21 protein-coding genes are annotated in these 23771 nt (G+C 73.8%); 5 read left to right on the top strand and 16 right to left on the bottom strand.

Annotation, left to right across the window (positions count from 1 at the left end):
* Window positions 1-31: 31 nt before the first annotated feature.
* Window positions 32-1231 (bottom strand): citrate synthase, encoded by a 1200-nt coding sequence (locus GA0070621_RS17380; protein WP_091197014.1) that lies wholly within the window; start codon window positions 1229-1231, stop codon window positions 32-34.
* Window positions 1232-1299: 68 nt separating this feature from the next.
* On the opposite strand from GA0070621_RS17380, the gene GA0070621_RS17385 reads away from it, so the two are divergent.
* Window positions 1300-2487, top strand: a complete 1188-nt coding sequence (locus tag GA0070621_RS17385) for a citrate/2-methylcitrate synthase (protein WP_091197016.1) — start codon at window positions 1300-1302, stop codon at window positions 2485-2487.
* A gap of 225 nt (window positions 2488-2712) precedes the next feature.
* Here GA0070621_RS17385 and GA0070621_RS17390 read toward each other — a convergent pair whose 3' ends face one another.
* The 6 genes from GA0070621_RS17390 to pepN all read right to left on the bottom strand — a co-directional run bounded on the left by GA0070621_RS17390 (window position 2713) and on the right by pepN (window position 8935).
* The gene (locus tag GA0070621_RS17390; RefSeq protein ID WP_091202557.1) at window positions 2713-3480 is read right to left on the bottom strand and encodes an SDR family NAD(P)-dependent oxidoreductase; all 768 of its coding nucleotides are present in this window, start codon (window positions 3478-3480) and stop codon (window positions 2713-2715) included.
* Between the two features lie 169 nt (window positions 3481-3649).
* A complete protein-coding gene (locus GA0070621_RS17395; protein ID WP_091202559.1) occupies window positions 3650-4501 on the bottom strand; it encodes a DegV family protein in 852 nt (283 codons plus the stop codon).
* A 48-nt stretch (window positions 4502-4549) separates the two neighbouring features.
* The gene (locus GA0070621_RS17400) at window positions 4550-5179 is read right to left on the bottom strand and encodes a histidine phosphatase family protein (RefSeq protein WP_091197019.1); all 630 of its coding nucleotides are present in this window, start codon (window positions 5177-5179) and stop codon (window positions 4550-4552) included.
* Window positions 5176-5580, bottom strand: a complete 405-nt coding sequence (gene rsfS, locus GA0070621_RS17405) for a ribosome silencing factor (RefSeq protein ID WP_091197022.1) — start codon at window positions 5578-5580, stop codon at window positions 5176-5178. The genes GA0070621_RS17400 and rsfS overlap by 4 nt, the downstream gene beginning before the upstream one ends.
* Window positions 5581-5673: 93 nt before the next feature.
* Window positions 5674-6288 carry a nicotinate-nucleotide adenylyltransferase gene (nadD, locus tag GA0070621_RS17410; RefSeq protein WP_091202560.1) on the bottom strand — a complete coding sequence of 205 codons (615 nt, stop codon included), beginning with the start codon at window positions 6286-6288 and terminating at the stop codon, window positions 5674-5676.
* Window positions 6289-6418: 130 nt separating this feature from the next.
* Window positions 6419-8935, bottom strand: a complete 2517-nt coding sequence (gene pepN / locus GA0070621_RS17415) for an aminopeptidase N (protein WP_091197024.1) — start codon at window positions 8933-8935, stop codon at window positions 6419-6421.
* Between the two features lie 67 nt (window positions 8936-9002).
* On the opposite strand from pepN, the gene GA0070621_RS17420 reads away from it, so the two are divergent.
* Entirely contained in the window at window positions 9003-9221 is a 219-nt protein-coding gene (locus tag GA0070621_RS17420) for a DUF397 domain-containing protein (protein ID WP_091197027.1), read from the top strand.
* Between the two features lie 10 nt (window positions 9222-9231).
* Here the strand turns inward: GA0070621_RS17420 and GA0070621_RS17425 are convergent, their stop codons facing one another.
* On the bottom strand, window positions 9232-9624 hold the full coding sequence (locus tag GA0070621_RS17425; RefSeq protein WP_091197030.1) for a hypothetical protein: 393 nt from the start codon (window positions 9622-9624) through the stop codon (window positions 9232-9234).
* Window positions 9625-9880: 256 nt separating this feature from the next.
* Here GA0070621_RS17425 and GA0070621_RS17430 point away from each other — a divergent pair, with 256 nt between their 5' ends.
* Window positions 9881-11125, top strand: a complete 1245-nt coding sequence (locus tag GA0070621_RS17430; RefSeq protein ID WP_091197033.1) for a cytochrome P450 — start codon at window positions 9881-9883, stop codon at window positions 11123-11125.
* Between the two features lie 187 nt (window positions 11126-11312).
* Window positions 11313-11789 carry a DUF4383 domain-containing protein gene (locus GA0070621_RS17435; RefSeq protein WP_091197036.1) on the top strand — a complete coding sequence of 159 codons (477 nt, stop codon included), beginning with the start codon at window positions 11313-11315 and terminating at the stop codon, window positions 11787-11789.
* A gap of 54 nt (window positions 11790-11843) precedes the next feature.
* Here GA0070621_RS17435 and GA0070621_RS17440 read toward each other — a convergent pair whose 3' ends face one another.
* From GA0070621_RS17440 to GA0070621_RS17470, 7 genes are all read right to left on the bottom strand, one after another.
* Complete coding sequence (locus GA0070621_RS17440) at window positions 11844-12293, bottom strand: GNAT family N-acetyltransferase (RefSeq protein ID WP_091197039.1); 450 nt, start codon at window positions 12291-12293, stop codon at window positions 11844-11846.
* Between the two features lie 70 nt (window positions 12294-12363).
* Window positions 12364-13824 carry a GTPase ObgE gene (obgE, locus tag GA0070621_RS17445; RefSeq protein WP_091197041.1) on the bottom strand — a complete coding sequence of 487 codons (1461 nt, stop codon included), beginning with the start codon at window positions 13822-13824 and terminating at the stop codon, window positions 12364-12366.
* Between the two features lie 90 nt (window positions 13825-13914).
* Window positions 13915-14169, bottom strand: coding sequence for a 50S ribosomal protein L27 (gene rpmA, locus GA0070621_RS17450; RefSeq protein WP_091197044.1), 255 nt, complete (start codon window positions 14167-14169; stop codon window positions 13915-13917).
* 11 nt (window positions 14170-14180) lie between these two features.
* Window positions 14181-14495 (bottom strand): 50S ribosomal protein L21, encoded by a 315-nt coding sequence (rplU, locus tag GA0070621_RS17455; protein WP_091197047.1) that lies wholly within the window; start codon window positions 14493-14495, stop codon window positions 14181-14183.
* 295 nt (window positions 14496-14790) lie between these two features.
* Window positions 14791-17895, bottom strand: a complete 3105-nt coding sequence (locus GA0070621_RS17460; protein WP_091197049.1) for an Rne/Rng family ribonuclease — start codon at window positions 17893-17895, stop codon at window positions 14791-14793.
* Window positions 17896-18027: 132 nt separating this feature from the next.
* The gene (locus GA0070621_RS17465; protein ID WP_091202562.1) at window positions 18028-18747 is read right to left on the bottom strand and encodes a TIGR03936 family radical SAM-associated protein; all 720 of its coding nucleotides are present in this window, start codon (window positions 18745-18747) and stop codon (window positions 18028-18030) included.
* A 277-nt stretch (window positions 18748-19024) separates the two neighbouring features.
* Complete coding sequence (locus GA0070621_RS17470) at window positions 19025-21049, bottom strand: TIGR03960 family B12-binding radical SAM protein (RefSeq protein WP_091197052.1); 2025 nt, start codon at window positions 21047-21049, stop codon at window positions 19025-19027.
* A gap of 205 nt (window positions 21050-21254) precedes the next feature.
* On the opposite strand from GA0070621_RS17470, the gene GA0070621_RS30940 reads away from it, so the two are divergent.
* Window positions 21255-22964 carry a hypothetical protein gene (locus GA0070621_RS30940; protein WP_091197055.1) on the top strand — a complete coding sequence of 570 codons (1710 nt, stop codon included), beginning with the start codon at window positions 21255-21257 and terminating at the stop codon, window positions 22962-22964.
* 51 nt (window positions 22965-23015) lie between these two features.
* Here the strand turns inward: GA0070621_RS30940 and GA0070621_RS17480 are convergent, their stop codons facing one another.
* Window positions 23016-23705 carry a lysophospholipid acyltransferase family protein gene (locus GA0070621_RS17480; RefSeq protein WP_091197057.1) on the bottom strand — a complete coding sequence of 230 codons (690 nt, stop codon included), beginning with the start codon at window positions 23703-23705 and terminating at the stop codon, window positions 23016-23018.
* Between the last annotated feature and the right edge of the window lie 66 nt (window positions 23706-23771).

Consider the following 23771-nt stretch of genomic DNA (forward strand, 5'->3'; position numbering starts at 1 on the left):
CCGCACCTCGCGGTCAGCCCGGGACGGGAGTTCACGCCGACGCGGGAGGTGGCCCGGTGTAGCCGCTGTTCCACCGGAACCGGTTGCCCGGCTGGGCGTACTCCTCGATGACGTGCGCGATCCAGCCCGCCGTGCGGGCGATCGCGAAGATCACCTCCCCGGCGCCCGGGCCCATGCCGGTCGCGTGCGCCAACGCGGCGACGGCGAAGTCGACGTTGGGCAGGGCGCCCCGGCGCGCCGCGGTGGCGATCAGATCGTCGACCGCCCGCCGCAGCTCGCCCTGGAGCGACAGCTCCGCGACGAGATCCAGGAGGGCCGCTCCACGCGGATCGCCGTCCGGGTACAGCGAATGCCCGAACCCGGGCAGACCGCCGGTCCGGAGCCATTCGGCGACCACGGCCGGCACTCCTTCCCGCTGCGCCGCCTCGATCATCCGGTAGACACCGGCGCCGACGGCTCCGTGCATCGGCCCATCCAATGCGCCGAGGCCCGCCAGCACCGCCGCGTAGGGATTCGCCCGGGTCGAGGCCGCCACCCGTACGGCGATCGTCGAGGCGGCCAGGTCATGATCGGCGAGGAGGACGAGTGCGGCGTTGAGCGCCCGGAGCCCCGCCGCGGACGCCGGCAGGTCGGTCAACCGCAGCCACAGGCGGGCCGCCAGGCCGTCGTCCCGGGCCGCCTCGCCGGCGGGCGGCAGGGCGTCGACCATGGTGGACAGCAGCGCGGGCGCGAGCGCCGTGACGGTGGCGGGTGCCAGGTCGAAGCGCAGCGGGTCCATCGCGGCCGCGACGGCGACGACCACCGGCAGTCGGTCGAAGAGCCGGGCCTGGGCCGGCAGGTGATCGCTCGCCCGCCTCGCCCGCTCGATGGACTCCGCGGACGCCGCGAAAGGCTCCGCGTGCCGCTCGCCCGTCCAGAGCCACCGCGCGATCTCCTCGAACGGTGTCACCGGCGCGAGCCTGGCAGCGTCCAGTCCCCGGTAGTGGAGCCGCCCGTACGCGATCAGCGTGGTGGCGGTCCGCATCGCCGGCGCGGCGTCGCGTGCCGGCCGGGTCGCCTGGGTACGGGCCGCCAGCCGCTCGACGTCGGCCAGCCGGAAGCGACTGATCCGCTCGCCGGGAACCTTGACTCTGTCAAGCAACCCTCGGCTGACGTAGGCGTAGATCGTCTCCGGTTTGATACGCAGGCGATGCGCCACCTCGGTGGTCGTCAGCAGTTGCTCCTCGGACATGTGGCCATGCTCTCATGTTGACTGGATCAATGTTGACCACCCCCGTCCGGCGGCGGAACGCTGCCGGCATGGCTCACACCATCACCGCTCCCCGGGGGCTCGCCGGCGTCGTCGTCACCGACACCACCATCGGCCGCGTCCGCGGCCGCGAGGGCTTCTACCACTACCGGCAGTACTCCGCGATCGAACTGGCCGAGCGCCGCACCCTGGAGGACGTCTGGGCGCTGCTGATCGACGGCGCCCTGCCGGACGATGCCAAACCGCTCCAGCGGGAGATCGCCCCGCTGCGCCACATCCCGCCCGCCGTGGCCGCCGCGCTGCCCGGTATCGCGGCGGCCTCCGGGTCGCAGGACCCGATGGGCGGGCTGCGCGCCGCGCTGGCCGTCGCCGGCCTCGCCGCCGGAGCCCGCCCGCTGTACGACACGTCGCCGGCGCAGCGGCGGGCGCACGCCATGGCACTCTGCGCCCTCACGCCCAGCCTGCTGGCGGCGTTGTACCGCCTGCGCGCCGGCCTGGCGCCGATCGAGTCGCGCGACGACCTGTCACACGCGGCGAACTACCTCTACATGATCACCGGCGAGGAGCCGTCCCAACCCCACGCCCGGGCGATCGAGCGCTACCTCATCGCGACCGTGGATCACGGCTTCAACGCGTCAACCTTCACCGCCCGCGTCATCGCCTCCACCGGCGCCGACATCTACGCCTGCGTCGGCGGGGCGCTCGGCGCGCTCTCCGGCCCCCTGCACGGCGGAGCCCCCAGCCGGGCCCTCGACACCCTCGACGCCATCGGTTCGATCGACCGGGCCGGCTCGTGGCTGCGCTCGCGCATTCTGAACGGCGAGCGGATCATGGGGTTCGGGCACCCGATCTACCGCACGGAGGACCCGCGGTCCCGCATGCTCAAGGGGATCGCCCAGGACCTCGGCGGGGAGTTGGTGGACTTCGCCGTGGCCGTCGAGGAGCGGGTCCTGTCGTTGCTCGCGGAGCTGAAGCCCGGCCGGGAACTGCACACCAACGTGGAGTACTACGCCGGCGTCGTGATGCACCTGTGCGGGTTGCCTCGGGAGATGTTCACCCCGACCTTCGCCACCAGCCGGGTCATCGGATGGTGCGCGAACGTGCTGGAACAGGCCGAGGACCCGAAGATCATCCGACCGGACTCGCGATACGTCGGCCCGCGCCCGCCCCAACCGCTGCCCGGAGAGCGGGCAGCCCCCATCGCGGGCGGCGGGCGTCCTTTGCTCGCGGAGAGCTGACGGCGGCCGGCAACCGGCAGAGCCGGCGTACTGGTGAAGCCACCGGGCATGCCGAGCGTCGCCGTGCTGGTGGCGGTGCCGCTGGTGGCCACCGGCCGCCGTGCCCGGGCAGGTCGACCGCGGCCGCCGGGAACTCGGCGGCGAGCGCGGCCAGTTGCGGCCGCCACCGGCCCCGCGCGAGGCGGGTGCCGTGGACGAGCACGATCGGTGGCCGGTCCACCGTGCTCACCTCGCCTCGGGGTCGAGGCCGAGGGCCGCCCGGCCGCCGTCCACCGGCAGGGTCACCCCGTTGACGAAGCTGGCCTGCGCCGACAACAGGAACGCCACCACCTCGGCCACCTCCCCGGTACGCCCGATCCGGCCCAACGGGTGCAGTCGAGCCAGCTCCGCGGTGATCCACTCCGCCTCGGCCGGTTCCCGTCCGGCGAGGAAGGCGGCGTGCCGCTCGGTGTGGATCGAGCCGAGCGTGACCGCGTTGGTCCGTACGCCCCGGCCGGCGTACTCGACGGCGAGGGAGCGGGTGAGCCCCTCGACGGCGGCCTTCGCCGTGGCGTACGGCAGCGCGCCGGGCACCGCCCGGGCGGCCTGGTGGGAGGAGATGTTGACGATCGCGCCGCCGGTACCGGCGGCCAGGAACCGGCGTACGGCGACGCCGGCGCCGACCACGGCGGGGCGCAGGTTACGGGCGATCAGGTCGAACACCTCGCCCGGGGGCGCGGTGTGCAGGGCGGCGTCCCGGAACACGGCGGCGTTGTTGACCCAGCCGGCCAGCGGGGCGGCCGACTCGGCCAGGTCACCGGCTTGCCCGGCGACCTGCTCGTCGGCGGCGTCACCCACCACGGGCCGCAGCCGGCCGGCGGCGGGATGATCGGCCAGCCAGCGCAGCGCCGCCGGGTCCCGCTCGATCACCACCACTGTGTCCCCGCCGACGGCGAGACGTTCCACGATGGCCCGCCCGACGCCCCGCCCCCCACCGGTCACCACGTACGACACGACGTCATTCTCCCGCCGGATGACCACGCGCGCCGCCCTGCCCGGCGTTGCCCGAGCCACATCGGCGAAACGGCGGGATCCGGCCGCACCGGATACCGCCAGATCGCCGACCCACCCAGCCGACCCACCCAGCCGACCCACCCAGCCGACCCACCCCGCCGGCCCGCGCTCACGCTGGACGGCGGTGGATCACCACGCAGGCCAGGCCGGGGCCGGCGTGCGCCGCCACCACCGCGCCGGCCTCGGTGACGTACGTGTCGTGCAGGCGGTCGCCGAGCCGCTCGGTCAGCGCCGTCACCAACTGCTCGGCGCGCTGCGGGGCGTCGAGGTGGTGCACGGCCAGGTCCGCCTCGGCGTCGCCGGCCGCCTCGACCGCCAGGTCGACCAGGCGCGCCAGCCCCCGGCCGGCGGTACGGACCTTGTCCCGGACCACGATCGCGCCGTCGGGCATGTGCAGGATCGGCTTCACCGACAGGGCGGTGCCGAGCAGCGCCTCGGCAGCGTTGATCCGGCCGCCCCGACGAAGGAACTCCAGGGTGTCGACGTAGAAGAAGATGGTGGTCCGGGCGACGGCGTCGACCGCCGCCTGGCGTACCCCGGGGAGGTCCGCGCCGTCGGCGGCGGCCGCCGCGGCGGCCAGGACCGGAAAGCCCAGGCCCATCCCGGTGGAGCGGCTGTCGACCACGCTGACCCGGTCGCCGACCTCGGCGGCGGCCAGCCGGGCCGCCTCCACCGTGCCGGAGAGTTCGGCCGACAGGTGTACCGAGACCACCGCGTCGGCGCCCCCGGCGAGCAGCGCCCGATACACCTGCGCGAACTGCTCGGGTGCGGGCCGGGAGGTGCTGGTCGCGACCCGCCGGCCACCGAGGGCCCGGACGGCGTCCTCGGGGAAGACCTCGACCCCTTCCAGCCCTTCCACGCCGTTGAGCACCACGGTGAGCGGGACGACCGTGAGCCGGTGCGCGCGCACCGACTCGGGCGGAAGATAGGCGGTGGAGTCGGTGACGACCGCGACGGGCATGTCCGGCACGCTAGCCGATGCCGCGACGACCCGCTCGGGCCGGAGGGCTCAGACCGCGTCGGCCTGCGCCGGCAGCGTGATCAGCCCGACGTTGTGGGCCCGCAGGTGCCAGCCCCGGACGTCGTCGTGGCGCAGCTCAGTCCAGTGGCAGTTGGCCAACGAACCGACGGCCCGCAGCACCGCGTGGCCCCAGCCGAGCAGATGACCGACGCCCTGCCGGGCGCCACCACCGTGGGTGGCCACCACGACCGTGCCGCCGACGGCCAGGTCGGCCGCGTCCTGGAACGCGGCGCCGAGGCGCTTGCCCAGGTCGTCGAGGGTCTCGATGCCGGCGCCCGGATCGGGGTCGCCGGCGCGCCAGCGCGCGTACTCATCGGGGAAGCGCTCGGCGACCTCGGTGAGGTCGAGGCCCTGCCACTGGCCGAAGTGGCGCTCGCGGAGCCGGGCGTCGGCGCGTACCGGCAACCCGGTCAGCGCGGCGAGGGCGGCGGCCGTGTCGGCGGCCCGGCGCAGGTCGCTGGCGACGATGGCATCCGGGCGCAGCGCGGCCAGCGCGGGCGCGGCGGCCCGCGCCTGTTCACGACCGAGGTCGTTCAGCGGTACGTCGGTCTGCCCCTGGACGCGGCCGGTGGCGTTCCAGTCGGTGTTGCCGTGCCGCCAGATGATCAGGCGGGTCATTCCGCGCTGGCGGTGCCGGCTGCCGAGTCGGCCAGGTCCCGGTCCACGAACGGGATCTGCGGGCAGTCCTTCCAGAGCCGGTCCAGGGCGTAGAACTCGCGCTCCTCGGTGTGCTGCACGTGCACCACGATGTCGACGTAGTCGAGCAGCACCCACCGGCCGCCCCGCTCGCCCTCGCGGCGGACCGGCTTGGCCTTCTCCGGCAGCTCCAGCAGGCGCTCCTCGATGGCGTCGACGATGGCGAGGACCTGGCGCTCGTTCGGAGCGGCGGCCAGCACGAACGCGTCGGTGATGGCGAGTTGGTCGCCCACGTCGATGATGACGATGTCCTGTGCCTTCTTGTCGGCCGCGGCCTGGGCGGCGGCCATCGCCAGCTCGTGCGCGCGTTCGGAAACTGTCACCGTTCTCCTTCGATCAACCGTGCGACCCTCCAAGCCTCTCACACCCGGCGGCACGACGACTTGTCAGTTCTGGTCGATTAGGCGGACAAACCCTCACGCTTCGGGCGCATCCAATCGCTGGTAGAGGCGCCGTTTGGCGATGTACTGCACCACACCGTCCGGCACCAGGTACCAGACCGGCTCGCCCCGGGAGACCCGCGCCCGGCAGTCGGTCGAGGAGATGGCCATCGCCGGGACCCGCACCAGGCTGACCGTGTCCGCCGGGAGGTGCTTGTCGGACAGCTCGAAACCCGGGCGGGTCACGCCGATGAAGTGGGCCAGCTCGAACATCCGGTCCACTTCCTTCCAGGACAGGATGCGTTCCAGGGCGTCCGCCCCGGTGATGAAGAAGAGCTGCACCTTCGGGCCGTACTCGGCGTGCAGGTCGCGCAGGGTGTCGACGGTGTAGGTCGGGCCACCCCGGTCGATGTCGACCCGGCTCACCTGGAAGCGCGGGTTGGAGGCGGTGGCGATCACCGTCATGAGGTAGCGGTCCTCGGCCGAGCTGACCGGCTCGTCCGCCTTCTGCCAGGGCTGGCCGGTGGGAACGAAAATCACCTCGTCCAGGCCGAACCGGTCCGCCACCTCGCTGGCCGCCACCAGGTGCCCGTGGTGGATCGGGTCGAAGGTGCCGCCCATGATCCCGATCCGCCGGATGTCTTCCTCCACCAAGCGATCGTAGGCCGGGGCCGGGAATCGACTCGGCGGGGCCGCCGGACCGCTCCGGCCGGAGGCCCGGCCCGAGCGGTCGGCGCCGGGCGGGCGGTTCGCCTCCGCCCGCCCGGCGTCGCGGCCTCCGTCAGGCGCCGGCGGCGGCCACCGCCGTCCGGGCCACCAGCGCACGCCGCAGGTCGTCGTCGCGGTCGGTCACCTCCCGTTTGAGGCCGGGCGCGAGGTCGTCGCGAGCCAGCAGCGCCGCGGCCAGCTCCCGGGTGCGCTGCGCCACGGCGTACCGGGGGAAGGCCAGCCAGGCGACCCGGTTGGCCGTCCAGGGGGTACGCAGACCCGCCGCCGCCGGCATGTCGGCGAAGTAGCGCTCGACGTAGCCGGCGGTCAGCTCGGCCTGCTCCGGCTGCCAGAAGCCCTCGGCGGTCGCCTCGACCAGGCGGTTGGAGAGCGCGGTGTTGCTGGTGATGATCTCCCACGCGGTCCGTTTGGCGTCGACGTCGGGCAGTGCGGCGCGGCAGCCCGCAGCCCGCTCGGCGCCGGTGGCGCTGCGGTCGGCGGCGGCCTCGGCGGCGATCTCCGGCTCGCCGGCCGCCCCGAGCACCACCAGCCGGTGCAGCAGCCGCCACCGCAGGTCGGCGTCCACCGCGAGTCCCGCCGGGACGTCCCTGCCCGCCAGCCAGCCGGCGAGCAGCCCGGTGTCGGTGGTGCCGCCGATCAGACCCCGGGCCGCGGCGAGTTGCAGCGAGCCGCCGGCCGGGGCGCCGGCCAGCAGCGCGGCGCAGGCCCCGGCGACCCGGAGCAGGGCCGCGTCCCGGGCCGGCAGGTCCAGGTAACGGTCGACCAGCCCTCGGCTGAGGGTGAGCACGTCCTCGGCGATGATCACCTCGGTCTCCGCCGGCAGCGCCGCCGCGATGAGCGCGACCAGCGCCTCCACCGGGCGCTCGCCGTCGGTGGCGGCGTCCAGCGCCTCGCCCCAGAGCAGCGCCCGGGCCAGCGGATCGTCCAGCCCCGGCAGCAGCGTCGGCACCACGTCCGCCGAGGCCGGGTCCAGTCGGATCTTGGCGAACGTGAGGTCACCGGCGTTGGGCAGCAGCAGGCCGGCGGCCGGCTGCCCGATCAGCTCGGTCAACTCGGTGCGGCCGTGGTCGGCGTCCGGGGCCAGGTCGACCTCGAAGCGGCGCGCCGGGGCGTCGGCACCGTACCGGGCCACCCCGATACGGTGCGGGCGCAGCACCGGGTACGCCTCCGGCGCGGTCTGCACCACCGCCACCTCGGTCCACCGGCCGCCGGCGTCCACCGCGGTCACCATCCGCAGCGTGTTGACCTGGCTGCGGCGCAGCCAGCGCTCGGCCCAGTCGGTCAGGTCGCGTCCGCTCGCGGCGGCGAGGCTGTCGAGGAGGTCGGCGAGGGTGGCGTTGCCGAACCGGTGCTTGGCGAAGTGCGCGTTCAGGCCGGCGAGGAAGGCGTCGTCGCCCACCCAGGCGACGAGCTGGCGCAGCACGCTGGCGCCCTTGGCGTACGAGATGCCGTCGAAGTTGAGCAGGGCCTGAGCGGCGTCGGCCACCTCCTCGGGGGCGACCGGGTGGGTGGAGGGGCGCTGGTCGGCCGCGTACCCCCAGGCCTTGCGGCGCATCGCGAAGGTGGTCCACGCCTGGTCGAAGCGGGTGGCCTCGGCGGTGACCCGGGTGCCCAGGTACTCGGCGAAGGACTCGTTGAGCCACAGGTCGTCCCACCAGCGCATGGTCACCAGGTCGCCGAACCACATATGCGCCATCTCGTGCGCGATGGTGGTGGCCCGCAGCTCCCGCTGGGTGTCGGTGACGGCCGAGCGGAAGACGTAGTCGTCGCGCAGGGTGACCAGACCCGGGTTCTCCATCGCGCCGGCGTTGAACTCGGGCACGAACGCCTGGTCGTACTTGCCGAACGGGTACCGCTCGGCGAAGAGCTGGTGGAAGCGGTCCAGGCACTGCTTGGTGACGGTGAAGATCTCGCCGGCGTCGGCGTCCAGGTGCCCGGCCAGCGACCGGCGGCAGTACAGGCCGAGCGGGATGCCGTCGTGCTCGTCGTGCCGCACGTGCCAGGGCCCGGCGATCAGCGTGAAGAAGTACGTGGCCAGGGGCACGGTGGGGGCGAACTCCCAGCGCCCCGGCGCCGGCCGGTCGGCGAGCTGCCCGTTGGCCGCGACGGTCCACTCCGGCGGCGCGGTGACCGAGAGGGTCACCGGGGCCTTGAGGTCGGGCTGGTCGAACGCGGCGAAGATCCGCTGCACCTCGTCGAGGAAGGACATCGCGTAGAGGTACGTCTCGCCGTCGGCCGGGTCGACGAAGCGGTGCAGGCCCTCGCCGGTGTTGGAATACGCCATCTCGGCATCGACGGTCAGGGTGTTCGCGGCGGCCAGCCCGGTCAGCGGCAGCCGGTTGTCGTCGAGGACGGCCGGGTCGAGGTCCCGGTCGTTGAGGCGTACCCCGAGCAGTCGCCCGGGTTTGATCTCGGCGAAGGTCTCGGCGCCGGGGGTCGCCCCGAACCGGATCGTGACGGTGGAGCGGAACCGCTCGCCGCCACCGGTCAGGTCGAGGTCCACCTGGTAGGACTCGACGGTAATCAACGCGCCACGCGCGGTCGCCTCTACACGGGTCAGGCTCGGCATCCGCTTATCCTGCCCGATGAGGATCCGGACGGGGTCCCCGGTGACGCGTGGCGATGGAGGAACAACAATGGGTCAGCACCCCAAGGGCGACTTCGACCTCTCCCGGGCGGTCTGGCAGCGGGCCGAGGGCGACACCACCGAGAGCGCGGTCGAGGTGGCCTTCGTCGACGACCTGATCGGGATGCGCAACTCGGCCGAGCCGGACGGACCGGTGCTGGTCTTCACCCAGGCCGAGTGGGACGCGTTCGTCGCGGGCGCCCAGGACGGCGAGTTCGACCTGGACTGAGCCCCGGCGCTCAGTCACCGTCGCCCCAGCCGAGACCGCCGGGGCCGGGCGCGTGATGGAAGCCGGGGTGCCCGGCCACGTCGGCGCAGCGCTCGCCGTCTGGCCCGAGCGCACCGCAGAACAGCCGCTCCGCCCGGTGCCAGGCATCGGCCGGGGAGAGGGCCGCCGCGCCGAGCGCCAGCTCCGGACGGAGCAGGCTCAGCGCCTCGGCGTACGCGACGGCCAGCTCGCGGGCGACGGACGGGTCCGCCGCCTCGAAGCCGAGGTGCACGGTGAAGAGCCGGGGTGGCCGGGCCCCGGCCCGCCGGGTTGGGACGATCAGCGGCTCCTCGCGGTCGCCCCGGCGCAGGCCGAGCCCGGTCACCGCTCGCCGCCGCCAGTGCGCCGTCCTGTCGTTGCGCATCCGTCCTCCCCGTCACCGGTGACCGCCGCCGGCGACTGCGCCGGCGGATCCCGGACCGGCCCGCCGCCGGTCCGCAGCCGAGCGAAACAGGTTTTCCGCGCTCCGGGAGGGGCCAGCTCCGGTGTTCCCCGCTGGCCCCTCCCCCGGCCGGGCGAATGTGCCACGCTCCACCGGTTCGCCCCGCGGAGACCGGATTCACCCGGCCCGGCCTGGGTAAGAGCCGTCACCGGTCGCCGAGCCGCGTCAGGAGCAGCCGATGAGCATTCCCACCGACCCCAGCCCGGAGAGCACGCTGGCGTTCCGGCGCGAGGGCTACCGGTTCATCGGCGACCGCTGCGACCGGCACCGCAGCGACATCTTCCAGACCCGGCTGCTGCTGGAACCGACCATCTGCCTGCGTGGTCGCCCGGCCGCGGAGCTGTTCTACGACCCCGCCCGCTTCGTCCGGCACGGTGCCATGCCGGCGCCGGGGCAGCGCACCCTCACCGGGGTCGGCGGCGTACAGGGGCTCGACGACGCGGCGCACCGGGCGCGCAAGGCGATGCTGATGTCGATCATGACGCCCGCGGCGATCCGCCACCTCGGGCGACTCTTCGACGACGAGTGGCGGGCCCGCGTCCCGGTCTGGGCGGAATCCGGTCCGGTGGTCCTCCACGAGGAGGTCGGCCGGCTGCTGACCCGGGCGGTCTGCGCCTGGGCGGGGGTGCCGCTGACCGGCGCGGACGTGGTGCGGCGCACCGGTGACCTGCACGCGATGATCGAGGCCCCGGTCGCGGTCGGCCCGCGGCACTGGCGCGGGCTGCTCGGCCGCCGCCGGGCCGAACACTGGGTCGGCGACCTGATCGAGCGGGTCCGGCGCGGCGCGCTGTCGGCGCCGGAGGGCAGCGCGCTACGGGTGATCTCCGAGCACCGGGACGGGCAGGGGCGGTGGCTGCCCCGCCGGATCGCGGCGGTGGAGCTGCTGAACGTCATCCGCCCGACGGTCGCGGTCGACCGCTTCGTGGTCTTCGCCGCGCTGGCGCTGCACGACCATCCGCGCTGGCGGGAACGGCTGCGCGGCGACGACCCGGCCATCGAGGGCTTCGGGCACGAGGTACGCCGCTACTACCCGCTCTTCCCGGTGGCGGCGGCCCGGGTGCGGCGCTCCTTCGAGTGGCAGGGGCACCACTTCCCCCAGGGCCGTCGGGTGCTGCTCGGCCTGTACGCCACCAACCACCACCCGCGGCTCTGGCCCGAGCCGGAACGGTTCCGGCCGGAACGGTTCGCCGACTGGCCGGGCGACCCGTTCAGCCTGGTTCCGCAGGGCGGTGGAGACCACTTCACCGGGCACCGGTGCGCCGGCGAGTGGCTCACCGTCGAGCTGCTGAATCGGGCCGTCACCAACCTCACCAGCACGATGAGTTACCGCGTCCCGCCGCAGGACCTGGCGCTCGACCTCGGCCGGATGCCGACCCTGCCGGCCAGCGGGCTCGTCATCGACGGGGTACGCCGCATCGGGTGACCACCGGGGCCACCGGTCGGGTCACCGGGAGAGTCCGGCGAACGACGTACGCCGGTGCGACAACCGGGCCAACCCGGACGTCGGGTCCCGGCGTGATTCGTCATTTCTCTGCGGGAGCGCCCCGGCCCGGTCACAGAATTGGGGGTCTGCCCACCCTGGCGGCGCCTGATCCACGGAGGTGACAGCGATGGCACGTGACGTGCGCGGACGCGTCCCGGCCCGGCCGGCGGTCCAGATGGTCGCCCTCGCGGTGGCCGCCGCCTTCGTGCTGATCGGCGTGCTCGGCTTCGTCCCCGGCGTCACCACCCACTACGGCGAGCTGGTGTTCGCCGGTCACCACTCGAAGGCGAAGCTGTTCGGCGTGTTCCAGGTGTCGATCCTGCACAACCTGCTGCACCTGGTCTTCGGCCTGGTCGGGCTGGGGCTGGCCCGCCGGGTGGGCGGGGCACGGCTGTTCCTGGCCGGCGGCGGCGCCGTCTACCTCGTCATCTGGCTGTACGGCTTCGGCGTCGACCGGGAGAGCTACGCGAACTTCGTGCCGTTCAACGACGCCGACAACTGGCTGCACCTCTTCCTCGGCTTCGGCATGCTGGTGCTGGGGCTGCTGCTCTCCAAGGGGGCCGGCACCGGCGGCCGGCTGGACAGCCCGTTCGACCGACGCTGACCCGCGGCCCGGCCAGGGCCGTGCCCGACCTGCCGGTGACCGGGGCGGCTGCCGTCAGGCCGCGACGAGCAGACGCTTGCCGAAGCAGAGGCTGTGCGGGTTGTTCACGTACTCGCCGTACACCGGGATGGGCTCGTAACCGCAGGACCGGTAGAGACCGATGGCCGCCGGCAGGTACGTGGCGGTCTCCAGGCACACCGTGGTGTGTCCCTGCCGGTAGGCCAGCTCCTCCAGCGCGGCCAGCAGCTGCCGGGCAATGCCCCGCCCCCGGTACGCCGGCCGCACGTACATCCGCTTCAGCTCCCCGGTGTCGGCGTCCAGCGCCTGGAGGCCGCCACAGGCGACGGCTCGCCCGCCGGCCACCGCGACCAGGTAACGGATGTCGTCATGGGTGACGGTCGCCTGGCCGGGCAGCCCCCCGTCGGCGTCGCGCAGCTCGCGCTGCTGGGCCGCGACCAGGGTGGCGACCTCGGGGTCGGTGGCGGGCCGGGATTCGATCAGCATTCCGTCACGCTAGGACCGCCGGATTTCGCGGAGGTTTCCGGCTAACGACCCGATCACGGACGGAAAGGGACTAGTCCCAGTCCTCGTCGTCGGCGTCGTCCTGCGGGGCCGCCGCCAGCTCGTCGGCCGGGCGCTGCCGGCGTCCCTTACGGGCGGCCAGCCGCTCGGCGGCCGAGGCACGGGTCGACTTCTCCTCCAGCCGGATGTCGGTGCCCCGGTTGCCCGGCACGAAGTCGACGCCGGCGTAGAGGGTGGGCTGCCAGTCGAACTCCCGGTCGCTGATGCGTACCAGGTCGCCGGCCTGCGCGCCGGCCTTGGCCAGCTTCTCCTCGACACCGAGCCGGGCCAGCCGGTCGGCCAGGTAGCCGACCGCCTCGTCGTTGTCGAAGTTGGTCTGCCGGACCCAGCGCTCCGGACGGCTGCCCCGGACGGTGAACGAGCCGTCCTCCTCCGCCTCGATGGTGAAGCCGGCGTCGTCGACCGCCTTCGGGCGGATCACGATCCGGGTCGGCTCGGCCGGCGGCGCCGCGCTGCGCGCCTGCTCGACCAGCTCCGCCATCGCGTACGTCAGCTCCTTGAGCCCCTCGCGGGTGGCCGTGGAGATCTCGAAGACCCGCAGGCCCCGGGCCTCCAGGTCGGGCCGGACGATCTCGGCGAGGTCCCGGCCGTCCGGTACGTCGATCTTGTTGAGCGCGACCAGGCGGGGCCGGTCGGTGAGGCCGCCGTACTCGGTCAGCTCGGCCTCGATGGTGTCGATGTCCGCGAGCGGGTCCCGGCCCGGCTCCAGCGTGGCGGTGTCGATGACGTGCACCAGCACGGCGCAACGCTCGACGTGCCGGAGGAACTCCAGACCCAGCCCCTTGCCGGTGGCCGCGCCCGGGATCAGCCCCGGCACGTCGGCCACGGTGAAGGTGTGGTTGTCCACCCGGACCACGCCCAGATTCGGCACCAGGGTGGTGAACGGGTAGTCGGCGATCTTCGGCTTGGCGGCGGAGATGACCGAGATCAGCGACGACTTGCCGGCCGACGGGAAGCCGACCAGGCCGACGTCGGCGACGCTCTTCAGCTCCAGCACCACGTCCAGCCGGTCGCCGGGCTCGCCCAGCTCAGCGAAGCCGGGGGCCTTGCGCCGGGCGTTGGCCAGCGCGGCGTTGCCCCGACCACCCCGGCCGCCCCGGGCCGCTTCGAAGGTGGTGCCGGCCCCGACCAGGTCCGCCAGCACCTCACCGTCGAGGCCCTGCACCACGGTGCCGTTCGGCACCTTGATCATCAGGTCCCGGCCGTTGGCGCCGTCCCGGTTCGAGCCCGCGCCGCCCTTGCCGTTCTCGGCCTTCAGGTGCGGGCGGAAATGGAAGTCGAGCAGCGTGGTCACCTGCGGGTCGACCACCAGCGAGACGCTGCCGCCGTGCCCGCCGTTGCCGCCGTCCGGGCCACCGAAGGGCTTGAACTTCTCCCGGTGGATCGAGACACAGCCGTGCCCGCCGTCGCCGGCCTGCATATGCAGGACGACCCGGTCAACGAACGTCGTCACGCGGACAATCCTTCCAGCGGGGTACGCCCCGCACGGGGAAAAGCGAAGCGGGCCGGGACACCAGGTCCGCGGCCCGCCAACGCCTTCGAACTACTGCTGCGGCACGATGCTGACGGTCTTGCGGCCGCGCCTGGTGCCGAACTGGACCGCACCGGCGGCCAGCGCGAAGAGCGTGTCGTCGCCGCCGCGGCCGACCAGGTCACCGGGGTGGAACTTGGTGCCGCGCTGACGGATGAGGATCTCACCCGCGCTGACGACCTGACCACCGAAGCGCTTCACGCCGAGCCGCTGGGCCGCGGAGTCGCGACCGTTACGCGAGCTGGACGCACCCTTTTTGTGAGCCATTGGAGGACGACCTACTTCCCGCTGGAGATGCCGGTCACCTTGACCTGGGTCAGCGGCTGGCGGTGACCCTGGCGCTTGTGGTAGCCGGTCTTGTTCTTGAACTTGTGGATCCGGATCTTCGGGCCCTTGGTGTGCGCGGCGATCTCACCGGACACCGAGACCTGGGCAAGCTTCGCCGCGTCGGTCACCAGGTCGTCACCGTCGACGAGGAGCACCGCGGTGAGCTTCACCGCGTCGCCGGGGACACCGGCGAGCTTCTCGACCTCGATCACGTCGCCCTCGGCGACCTTGTACTGCTTGCCGCCGGTCTTGACGATCGCGTACATCGGAGGCGGACTCCCTGTCGTTGAGGCTGCTAGCGTCTTTTCCCACCGTTGCCGGTCGGTCGTTCCCACGGCGACTCGCCGGGTAGCCGTGACACCGGCTGCGCGGGCACGCGGGAACTCGGCACACCAAAGTGCGCCGCAGGCTAGCGTACGCCATGCCAGGCCCGCCGCCCAAACCGGGCCGCCTGTCAGCGGCCGGAGCGCGTCCTTCCCGGGGCCGCGGGAACGACGAGGCCCCTCCCGCCGGACTCTTTGCCGGTGGGAGGGGCCGTCGAACGTCGTACCGATCAGCGGCTCACGGCCGGGTACGCCGCCGCGCCCCGCCGCGCCGGGAGCGCCGCCGGCCGAGGCCGCCCTCCTCCTCGGCCTCGCCGTCACCGATCGCGTCCGGGTCGTCCGCCGCGGCCAGCCGGGCCGAGCTGCCCTCCTGGCTGTCGGCGACCGCCGGTGCGGCCGGCGTCTCGGTCTCGTACCGGGACAGGTCGTAGCCCATCGTGTCGTGGTAGTCGGCCTCCGCCTGGGCGTCCGTCACCTCGGCGACGGTCTTCTCCGGCGCGGCCTTGCGGCCCCGGCGCCGGGGCCCGCCCCGCTCCTCGACGGCCGGGGTGGTGACGGCCGAGGCGACCGCCTTGACCTTCTCCCCCGCACCACCGCCGGTCCGCGGCTTCTCCGGTACGGGCTCGGTGTGGATGATCACGCCACGGCCCTTGCAGCACTCGCAGGTCTCGCTGAACGCCTCCAGCAGGCCGGCGCCGATCCGCTTACGGGTCATCTGCACCAGACCCAGCGAGGTGATCTCGGTGACCTGGTGCTTGGTGCGATCCCGGCCCAGGCACTCGGTGAGCCGGCGCAGCACCAGCTCCCGGTTCGACTCCAGCACCATGTCGATGAAGTCGATCACCACGATGCCGCCGAGGTCGCGCAGCCGCAGTTGGCGCACGATCTCCTCGGCCGCCTCCAGGTTGTTGCGGGTGACCGTCTCCTCCAGGTTGCCCCCGGAGCCGGTGTACTTGCCGGTGTTGACGTCGACGACGGTCATCGCCTCGGTCCGGTCGATCACCAGCGATCCGCCGGAGGGCAGGAAGACCTTGCGGTCCAGCCCCTTGAGGATCTGCTCGTCGATCCGGTACTCGGCGAAGACGTCGGTGGTGCCGGCGTGCCGGCGCAGCCGGGCGACCAGGTCCGGCGAGACGTGCGACAGGTACGACTCGACCATGTCGTACGACTGCTCGCCCTCGATGACCAGCTCGCGGAAGTCCTCGTTGAACAGGTCCCGGACCACCCGGATGACCAGGTCCGGCTCCTCGTAGAGCAGCACCGGGGCGCCGCCCTCGGCCGCCTTGGCCTGGATGTCCTCCCACTGCGCCTGGAGCCGCTTGACGTCCCGGGCCAACTCGTCCTCGCTGGCGCCCTCGGCGGCGGTCCGGACGATCACCCCGGCGCCGTCCGGCACCAGCTTCTTGAGGATGTCCCGCAGCCGCTTGCGCTCGGTGTCCGGCAGCTTCCGGCTGATGCCGGAGGCGTTGCCGTTCGGCACGTAGACCAGGTGCCGGCCGGAGAGCGCGATGTGGCTGGTCAGCCGCGCGCCCTTGTGCCCGATCGGGTCCTTGGTCACCTGCACCAGCACCGAGTCGCCGGACTTGAGCGCGTGCTCGATCGACCGGGCGCGGCCCTCCAGGCCCGTGGTGTCCCAGTTGACCTCGCCGGCGTAGAGCACGGCGTTGCGGCCGCGCCCGATGTCGACGAAGGCCGCCTCCATGCTGGGCAGGACGTTCTGCACCTTGCCGAGGTAGACGTTGCCGGCCATGGTGCCGGCGGAGTTACGGGTGACGTAGTGCTCGACCAGCACGCCGTCCTCGAGAACGGCGATCTGGGTGCGGTCGCCGCGCTGGCGGACGGCCATCACCCGGTCGACCGCCTCCCGGCGGGCCAGGAACTCCGACTCGCTCAGGATCGGCGGCCGGGTACGCCGCTGCTCCCGGCCGTCCCGGCGGCGCTGCCGCTTGGCCTCCAGCCGGGTCGAACCGGTGACGCCCTGCACCTCGTCGACGGGTCGGCGAGGCTCACGGATCTTGACGACCGTGGGCACGCCGTCCTCGGACGGGGCCTCGACGTCACCCGCGCCCCGACGGCGGCGGCGACGCCGACGGCGGGTCATCCCGTCGCCCTCGGCCTCCTCTTCCTCGGCTTCCTCGACCTCTTCGGCTTCCTCGGCCTCGGCCTCGGCGCTCTCGGCCTGGATCGCCTCCTCGGCCTCGTCCTCCTCGACGTCCTCCACGCCGCCCTTGCCCCGGCCCCGGCCGCGGCGACCCCGGCGGCGACGACGCCGGGCGGAGATCGACTCCTCGTCGTCCTCCTCCGCCTCGACGGCCTCCTCGGCCTCGACGGTCGGCTCCTCCTCGGCCTCGGCCTCGATCTCGACCGGCTCCGCCTCGCGGCGGCCACGCCGGCGACGTCGGCCGGTCTCCACCGGCTCCTCGGCCGGCTCCTCGACGGCCGGTCCGGTGACCCGGACGATCGGCATCTCCTCGGGCTGCGGCGCCATGAACAGGACGGTCGGCGCGGAGAGGGCGGCCCGCCGGCGACGGCTGGTCCGCTCCGGCTCCGCGGCCGGCTGCTCGGTCACCCCCGGGACGGCGGCGCCCGGTCCGACCTCGCCGGGCCGCTCCTCCGGCTCCCGGGCCGGGGTGGTCTCGACGGCCGGCGGCACCTCGGCCACGCCCTCGGCGATCGGCGTGGGCGCCCCGGCCAACTCCCGGGCCGGCGTCGGCCCGGCTCCGGTCTCCCCGCCCTCGACCTCCTCCGCACCGGTCTCCTCGACCGGCGCGGCCATGGCCGACGGCTCGGCGCGCTCGCCGGTCTCGCCACCGGTGTCCGCCTGCGGCTCGGCCTCCACTGCGGCGGCGGCCTCGGCCGGCGCCTCGGTAGCGGACTCCTCGATGGGCGCCTCGACGGGCGGCGCGGCGGCCTTCCGACGGCGGGTACGGGTCACCTTGACCGGCGGGACGACCTCCTCGGAGGCCGCTTCCACGCCGGTGGCGACCACCGGCTCCTCGACCGCCTTCGCGGTGGTCGCCTTGCGCCGCCGTCGGGTGGTCTTCGGCGCGGCCTCCAGCTCACCGGCCACCGGCGCGAACACCTCGGCCTGCGGCGCCTCGCCGCTGGTGGTGCCGGCGTCGGTCGTCGCCTCGACCGGCGCGTCGGTCTGCTCCGGCTGGTTGAGCGGGGCGGCCTTGCGGCGGCTGGCCCGCTTGCGGGCCGGCTTGGTCTCGGGAGTGCTGTCGCTGGCCCGCCTGCGGGTTGGCGGCTTGGTCTCGGGAGTGCTGTCGGTGCTGCTGGCGGGTGTCTCGGCCGGTTCTGCGCCGGTCCGCTCGCCGCCCTCGGGCTCGTTCTCGAGCATGGACGTTCTCCAGTTCTGGCTGCCCCGGGCGCGGGTGAGCGCTGCCACGCAGGGTCGCCGCAAAAGGTGTTTCCGCCGGGCGCGCAGGTGCGCGACCGGCCGAAGTCTGCCTGCCAGAGCGCTGACCGTCGGTCAGCGCTCTCCGATGGCTGCCCCGTCGCGATCCGCATCCAACGGATCAACGATCTCGCCCTGCGCGGTCAGCGTGCCCTGCGCCAGCCGGATCACCCTCGGGGCGACCGGCGGCTCCAGGTCGGCCACCACGCGGAGGCCGGAAAGGACGTCATCGGGCCGTACGGACGGGGTGACCTGCCGCACGACCACTTCGAGTATCGCACACGGTACGGCCATCGCCCCGGAAGGCGTCTCCGCCGGAGGCAGCACATCGATGCCGATGACGGCTGCCCGCGCGTCGAAGGTACGCCGCCCCTGCTTGGTCATCCGCTCCACCTGGATCTCCTCGGCGGCGGTGAAGGCGGCCACCGCCCGCTCCAGCACGGCCGGGTCGACCTCCGGCAGTTCGATCCGCCAGCGCGACGCCTCGATCCGGTCGGGCAGGCTGCCGCCGGTGGCCTCCACCGCTTCGAGCACGTCGAGTCCGGGCGAGAGCGCCGCGTCCAGGGCGCTCCGCAGCCGCTCCGGGTCGACCGGCTCACGCAGGCCGATCTCCAGGTACTCGGCCTCGCTCGCGACGCCGGTCGGCGCGGCCGAGGCGTACGAGATCTTCGGGTGCGGGGTGAAGCCCTGGGAGAAGGCGATCGGTACGCCGGCCCGGCGCAGCGCGCGCTCGAAGGCCCGGGCGAAGTCCCGGTGCGAGGTGAACCGCAGCGGTCCACGCTTGGCGTACCGGATCCGAACCCGCTGGACGACCGGTGCCTGGCCGCCCTCGGGTTGAGGCTTTCTGGCGATCGTAAGCTCCTCAGGTGTACCTGTGTGTCCGTCCCATCCTGGCGCAGCGTCCGGGACGGCACGCAGCCGGGTCGGTCCGGAAAGTCGGCCGAAACCGGTCAGTCGTCCCCGCACCGCCCGGCGCGGGGACGCCGGGGCCGGTCGATGACATATCGGTCATCCGGCCCGGCCACGGCGATCAGGACCGGTTTCCGCCCGACGGCGGTCGGGTCGGCGCGCGCTACCGCTCGGCGGTGGCGGGCAGCTTCAGGCCGTTGACCGGGGTCAGCGGCAGCAGCTTCTTGCCGGTCGGACCGATCTGGATCTCGGTGTCCATGGCCGGGCACACCCCGCAGTCGAAGCACGGGGTCCACCGGCAGTCGTCCTGCTCGTACTCGGACAGTGAGTCCTGCCAGTCCTGCCAGAGCCAGTCCTTGTCCAGGCCGGAGTCCAGGTGGTCCCAGGGCAGGACCTCCAGCTCGTCGCGCTCCCGGGTGGTGAACCAGTCGAGGTCCACCCCGAAGGCCGGCAGCACCTCGGCGGCGGCGTCCACCCAGCGCTGGTACGAGAAGTGCTCGCTCCAGCCGTCGAACCGGCCGCCCTTCTCCCAGACCTCGCGGATCACCGCGCCGACCCGGCGGTCACCCCGGGACAGCAGGCCCTCGATCAGCGACGGCTCGCCGTCGTGGTAGCGGAAGCCGATCGCCCGGCCCAGCGAGCGGTCCGCGTTGATCGCCTGCTTGAGCAGCTTGAGCCGGCTGTCGATGACCTCCGGCCGCTCCATCGCCGCCCACTGGAACGGGGTGTGCGGCTTCGGCACGAAGCCGCCGATGGAGACCGTGCAGCGGATGTCCTTGGAACCGGTGGCCGCCCGGCCGGCCTTGATGACCTCGTGGGCCATGCCCGCGATCTCGAGGACGTCCTCGTCGGTCTCGGTGGGCAGGCCACACATGAAGTAGAGCTTCACCTGCCGCCAGCCGTTGGTGTACGCGGTCACCACGGTGCGAATCAGGTCTTCCTTCGACACCATCTTGTTGATGACCTTGCGGATCCGCTCCGACCCGCCCTCCGGGGCGAAGGTCAGGCCGGTACGCCGACCGTTGCGGGACAGCTCCTGAGCCAGGTCGATGTTGAACGCGTCCACCCGGGTCGACGGGAGCGACAGCGAGACGTTGGTGCCCGCGTACTGCTCGGCCAGGCCGGAGCACATGTCGCCGATCTCGGAGTGGTCGGCCGACGACAGCGACAGCAGGCCCACCTCGTGGAAACCGGAGAACTCCAGCCCCTGCTGCACCATCTGGCCGACGGTGGTGATCGAGCGCTCCCGTACCGGACGGGTGATCATGCCCGCCTGGCAGAACCGGCAACCGCGGGTGCAGCCCCGGAAGATCTCCACCGCGTACCGCTCGTGGACCGTCTCGGCCAGCGGGACCAGCGGCTTCTTCGGGTACGGCCAGGCGTCCAGGTCCATCGTCGTGCGCTTGTGCACCCGGAACGGCACGTCCGGGCGGTTCGGCACGACCCGCTGGATCCGGCCGTCGGGCAGGTAGTCCACGTCGTAGAAGCGCGGCACGTACACGCTCTCGGTGCGGGCCAGCCGCAGCAGCAGCTCGTCCCGGCCCCCCGGGCAGCCCTCGGCCTTCCAGTCCCGGACGATCGCGGTGATCTCCAGCACCGCCTCCTCGCCGTCACCGAGCACGGCGGCGTCGACGAAGTCGGCGATCGGCTCCGGGTTGAAGGCGGCGTGCCCGCCGGCCACGATCACCGGGTCGGCGTCGGTGCGGTCGGCGGCGAGCAGCGGGATGCCGGCCAGGTCGATCGCGGTGAGCAGATTGGTGTAGCCCAGCTCGGTGGAGAAGGAGACACCGAACATGTCGAAGTCGCGGACCGAACGGTGCGCGTCGACGGTGAACTGCGGCACGCCGTGGGCGCGCATCAGCTTCTCCAGGTCCGGCCAGACCGCGTACGTCCGCTCGGCGAGCACGTCGGGCAACTCGTTGAGAACCTCGTAGAGAATCTGCACGCCCTGGTTGGGCAGGCCCACCTCGTACGCGTCGGGATACATCAGCGCCCACCGGACGGTCACGGCGTCCCAGTCCTTGACCACCGCGCCCAGCTCGCCACCGACGTACTGGATGGGCTTGGTCACCTGGGGCAGCAGCGGCTCCAGCCGAGGCCAGACCGACCGCTCCAGGTCGCGCGGCGAGCCGGAGTCGGCGGAGGAATTGGCCGCGACGGGGCGCGGCGTCGTCGACGGGGCACTCATGATGCCCAAGGGTACGCGGTGCCCCGCCGCCCACCACGGCGCACCGCGACCGCCCACCGCCCGACCTCACCTGGCGGCTCGGCACTGGCGTCCGGGGCGCGCGGCGACCTTCCAAGATCCGCTACGTCACGGCCCGACCGGCGGATTCGTCCCAGGTGGCACGCCGGTACTAACCTCGCATCGGGCGCGAGAGGAGATTGCCGCGATGCCGGAGCCGCAGCCGGGCACCGACCGGCCGGCCGACGGGAGCACCCCGGTCACGGGCCGGGAGCCGGGCACCGACGGGCCGATCCGCACGCCCGTACCGCCGCCGGAGCCGGCCGCGAGCCCGGACGTACCGGCAGCCTCGCCCGCCGGCCCGGACGGGCCGGCCGAGCTGACCACGGACGCCGAGCCGCCGAGCAGCCCCGAGCCGACCACGGACGCCGCGCCGGACAAACCGGCTGAGCCATTTACGGACGCCGGCCCGCGCACACCCGCCGAGCCGCCCAGCCGCCCCGAGCCGGCCACGGAGGCCGGCCCGGACACACCAGCCGGCAGCCCGAACGCAGCCGCCGAGCCGGCCGGCGGCCCGGACGTACCGGGCAAGCCGACCGCGGACGCCACGCCTCCCGCGCCGCGGACCCCGGCCGACAGCACCGCCACCGAGCCGGTGCCCGGGGCCGGTTCACCCGCCGAGTCGCCGGTGACCCCGGCGCGCGGTTCCGCGGCCGTCCCGACGCGCCCGCTCGGTCCGGCCGGCGTACCGGCCCGGCCGAGCGGCTCCGCCGCCGTCCCCGACCGTCCGGCCGGGTCGGCCCCGGTCCCCGGCCGGGCCGGCCCGGACCCGACCCGGGTGGAGACGAATCCCCAGCCACCGGCGCCCCGGTGGAGCGGATCCGCCCCGGTGCCGCCCCCGCCGGCCCGCAAGCGCTCCTGGGGTGAGTCCGCCGACCCGACCCCCGTGCCGCCGCTGGACTCGCCGGAGCACATGGTGCCGGTCGACCCGTGGGAGGGCGTCGACACCACCGGCTGGGACCTGCGCTCGGCCGACTTCCCCGCGCTGCCGCCGACGCTGCCCTACCCGACGCCGGCGCACACCCTGCCGTACCCGCCCCCGCCGGCCACACCACCGCCGCCGGTCGCCGCCGCGCCGGTCCCACACCTGCCGGTCGCCCCGGCACCGACTCCGCCGCCGGTCTCCCCCGCACCACCGATCGCCGCACGGCCGGTGTCACCCCCGCCCGCGCCGGTGTCGCCCCGCCCGGTCCCGGCCTCGCCGGCCCGACAGCCGAAGCAGCGCCGCCGCCCGGCCACGCCGCCGCCAGCAGCGCCGCCGCCCGGATGGCAACCGCCCAGGGGGTACGTGGCGGTGCCGGTCCGCCGTCGGCGCCGCTGGCCCTGGGTGCTGCTGCTCATCGTGGCCTGCTGCTGCGGCGTACCGTTCTGGTGGGCGCAGCCGCTCCGCACCCAGTACCCGGCCAGCGCGACCCTGCCCGACGAGGCCGCCGGGCTGCGGCTGCGGCAGGACGAGCCCAGCCAGGCCACCGCCGAGGAGCTGAAGACCGAGGTACGCGAGGCGCACGCGCTCGCCGACGACGCCTTCGCCGGGATCTACACCAGCAGCGACGGCAAGCAGGTGATCCTCTTCGGCGGCACCGGCCTGCGGCTGACCCCGGAGGCGGACGCCGACGCCGAGATCGCCCGCCTCACCGACCGGTACGCGCTGGACCCCGCCGTGCCGGTGGAGACCGGTGTCCGGGGCCGGTACGAGCGCTGCGCGGTCGGCCGGACGGACGGCGGCGGGGTGGTGGTCTGCACCTCGGTCGACCACGGCAGCCTGACCACCGGCGTCTTCACCCGGCTCGACGTGAACGACAGCGGCGGCCTGCTGGACACCCTGCGCCGGCAGGTGGTGACCGCGAAGGGTGCCTGACCGGTCACGCCACGCGGGCCGGGCGGGAGAACCGACCCGCCGGGTACGGGCTCAGGCGGTCGGGTCGGTGGCGGGCTCGGCGCGCTTGGGGGCGTAGCGCGGGACGTACTCCTGGCCGGTGAGCTTCTGGATCTCGGCCATCACCTCGTCGGTGATCTCGCGCAGCGAGGTCCGGTCGTCCGGCCGGCCGGTGAAGTCCAGCGGCTTGCCGACGCGCACGATGATCTCGGCCCTGCCCGGTCGGGGCACCCGGGTCCCGATCGGCTGGGCCTTGTCGGTGCCGATCATGCCGACCGGGATGATCGGCACGCCGGCGGCCACCGCGAGCCGGGCCGCGCCCGTACGCCCGCGGTAGAGCCGCCCGTCCGGCGAGCGGGTGCCCTCCGGGTAGACCGCCACCAGGTCGCCGGCCTTGAGCACCGGGATGGCCGCGTCGAACGCGGACAGTGCCGCGCGACCACCGGCCCGCTCGACCGGGATGGCGCCCAGCCCGGTGAGCACGAACTTGGAGAACCGGCCCTTCACGCCGGTGCCCTTGAAGTACTCCGACTTGGCCCAGAAGGCCAGGTGGCGGGGCACCACGGTGCCGATGAAGAGCTCGTCGGCGACGGACAGGTGATTGCCCGCGAAGATCGCCCCGCCGGTCTCCGGGATGTGCTCCAACCCCTCCACGGTCGGACGGAAGGCCAACCGGAGCGCGGGCGCCACGGTGAGCTTGCCGATGGTGTAGAGCAGGGGCACGGGTCCTCCGGCGGTGTGCTGATGCGGGCGGTGTCACGTTAGCCGACGCCGTCACGCCGGCCCGAG

Source organism: Micromonospora narathiwatensis (assembly GCF_900089605.1).
In the GTDB taxonomy this organism is placed as follows: domain Bacteria; phylum Actinomycetota; class Actinomycetes; order Mycobacteriales; family Micromonosporaceae; genus Micromonospora; species Micromonospora narathiwatensis.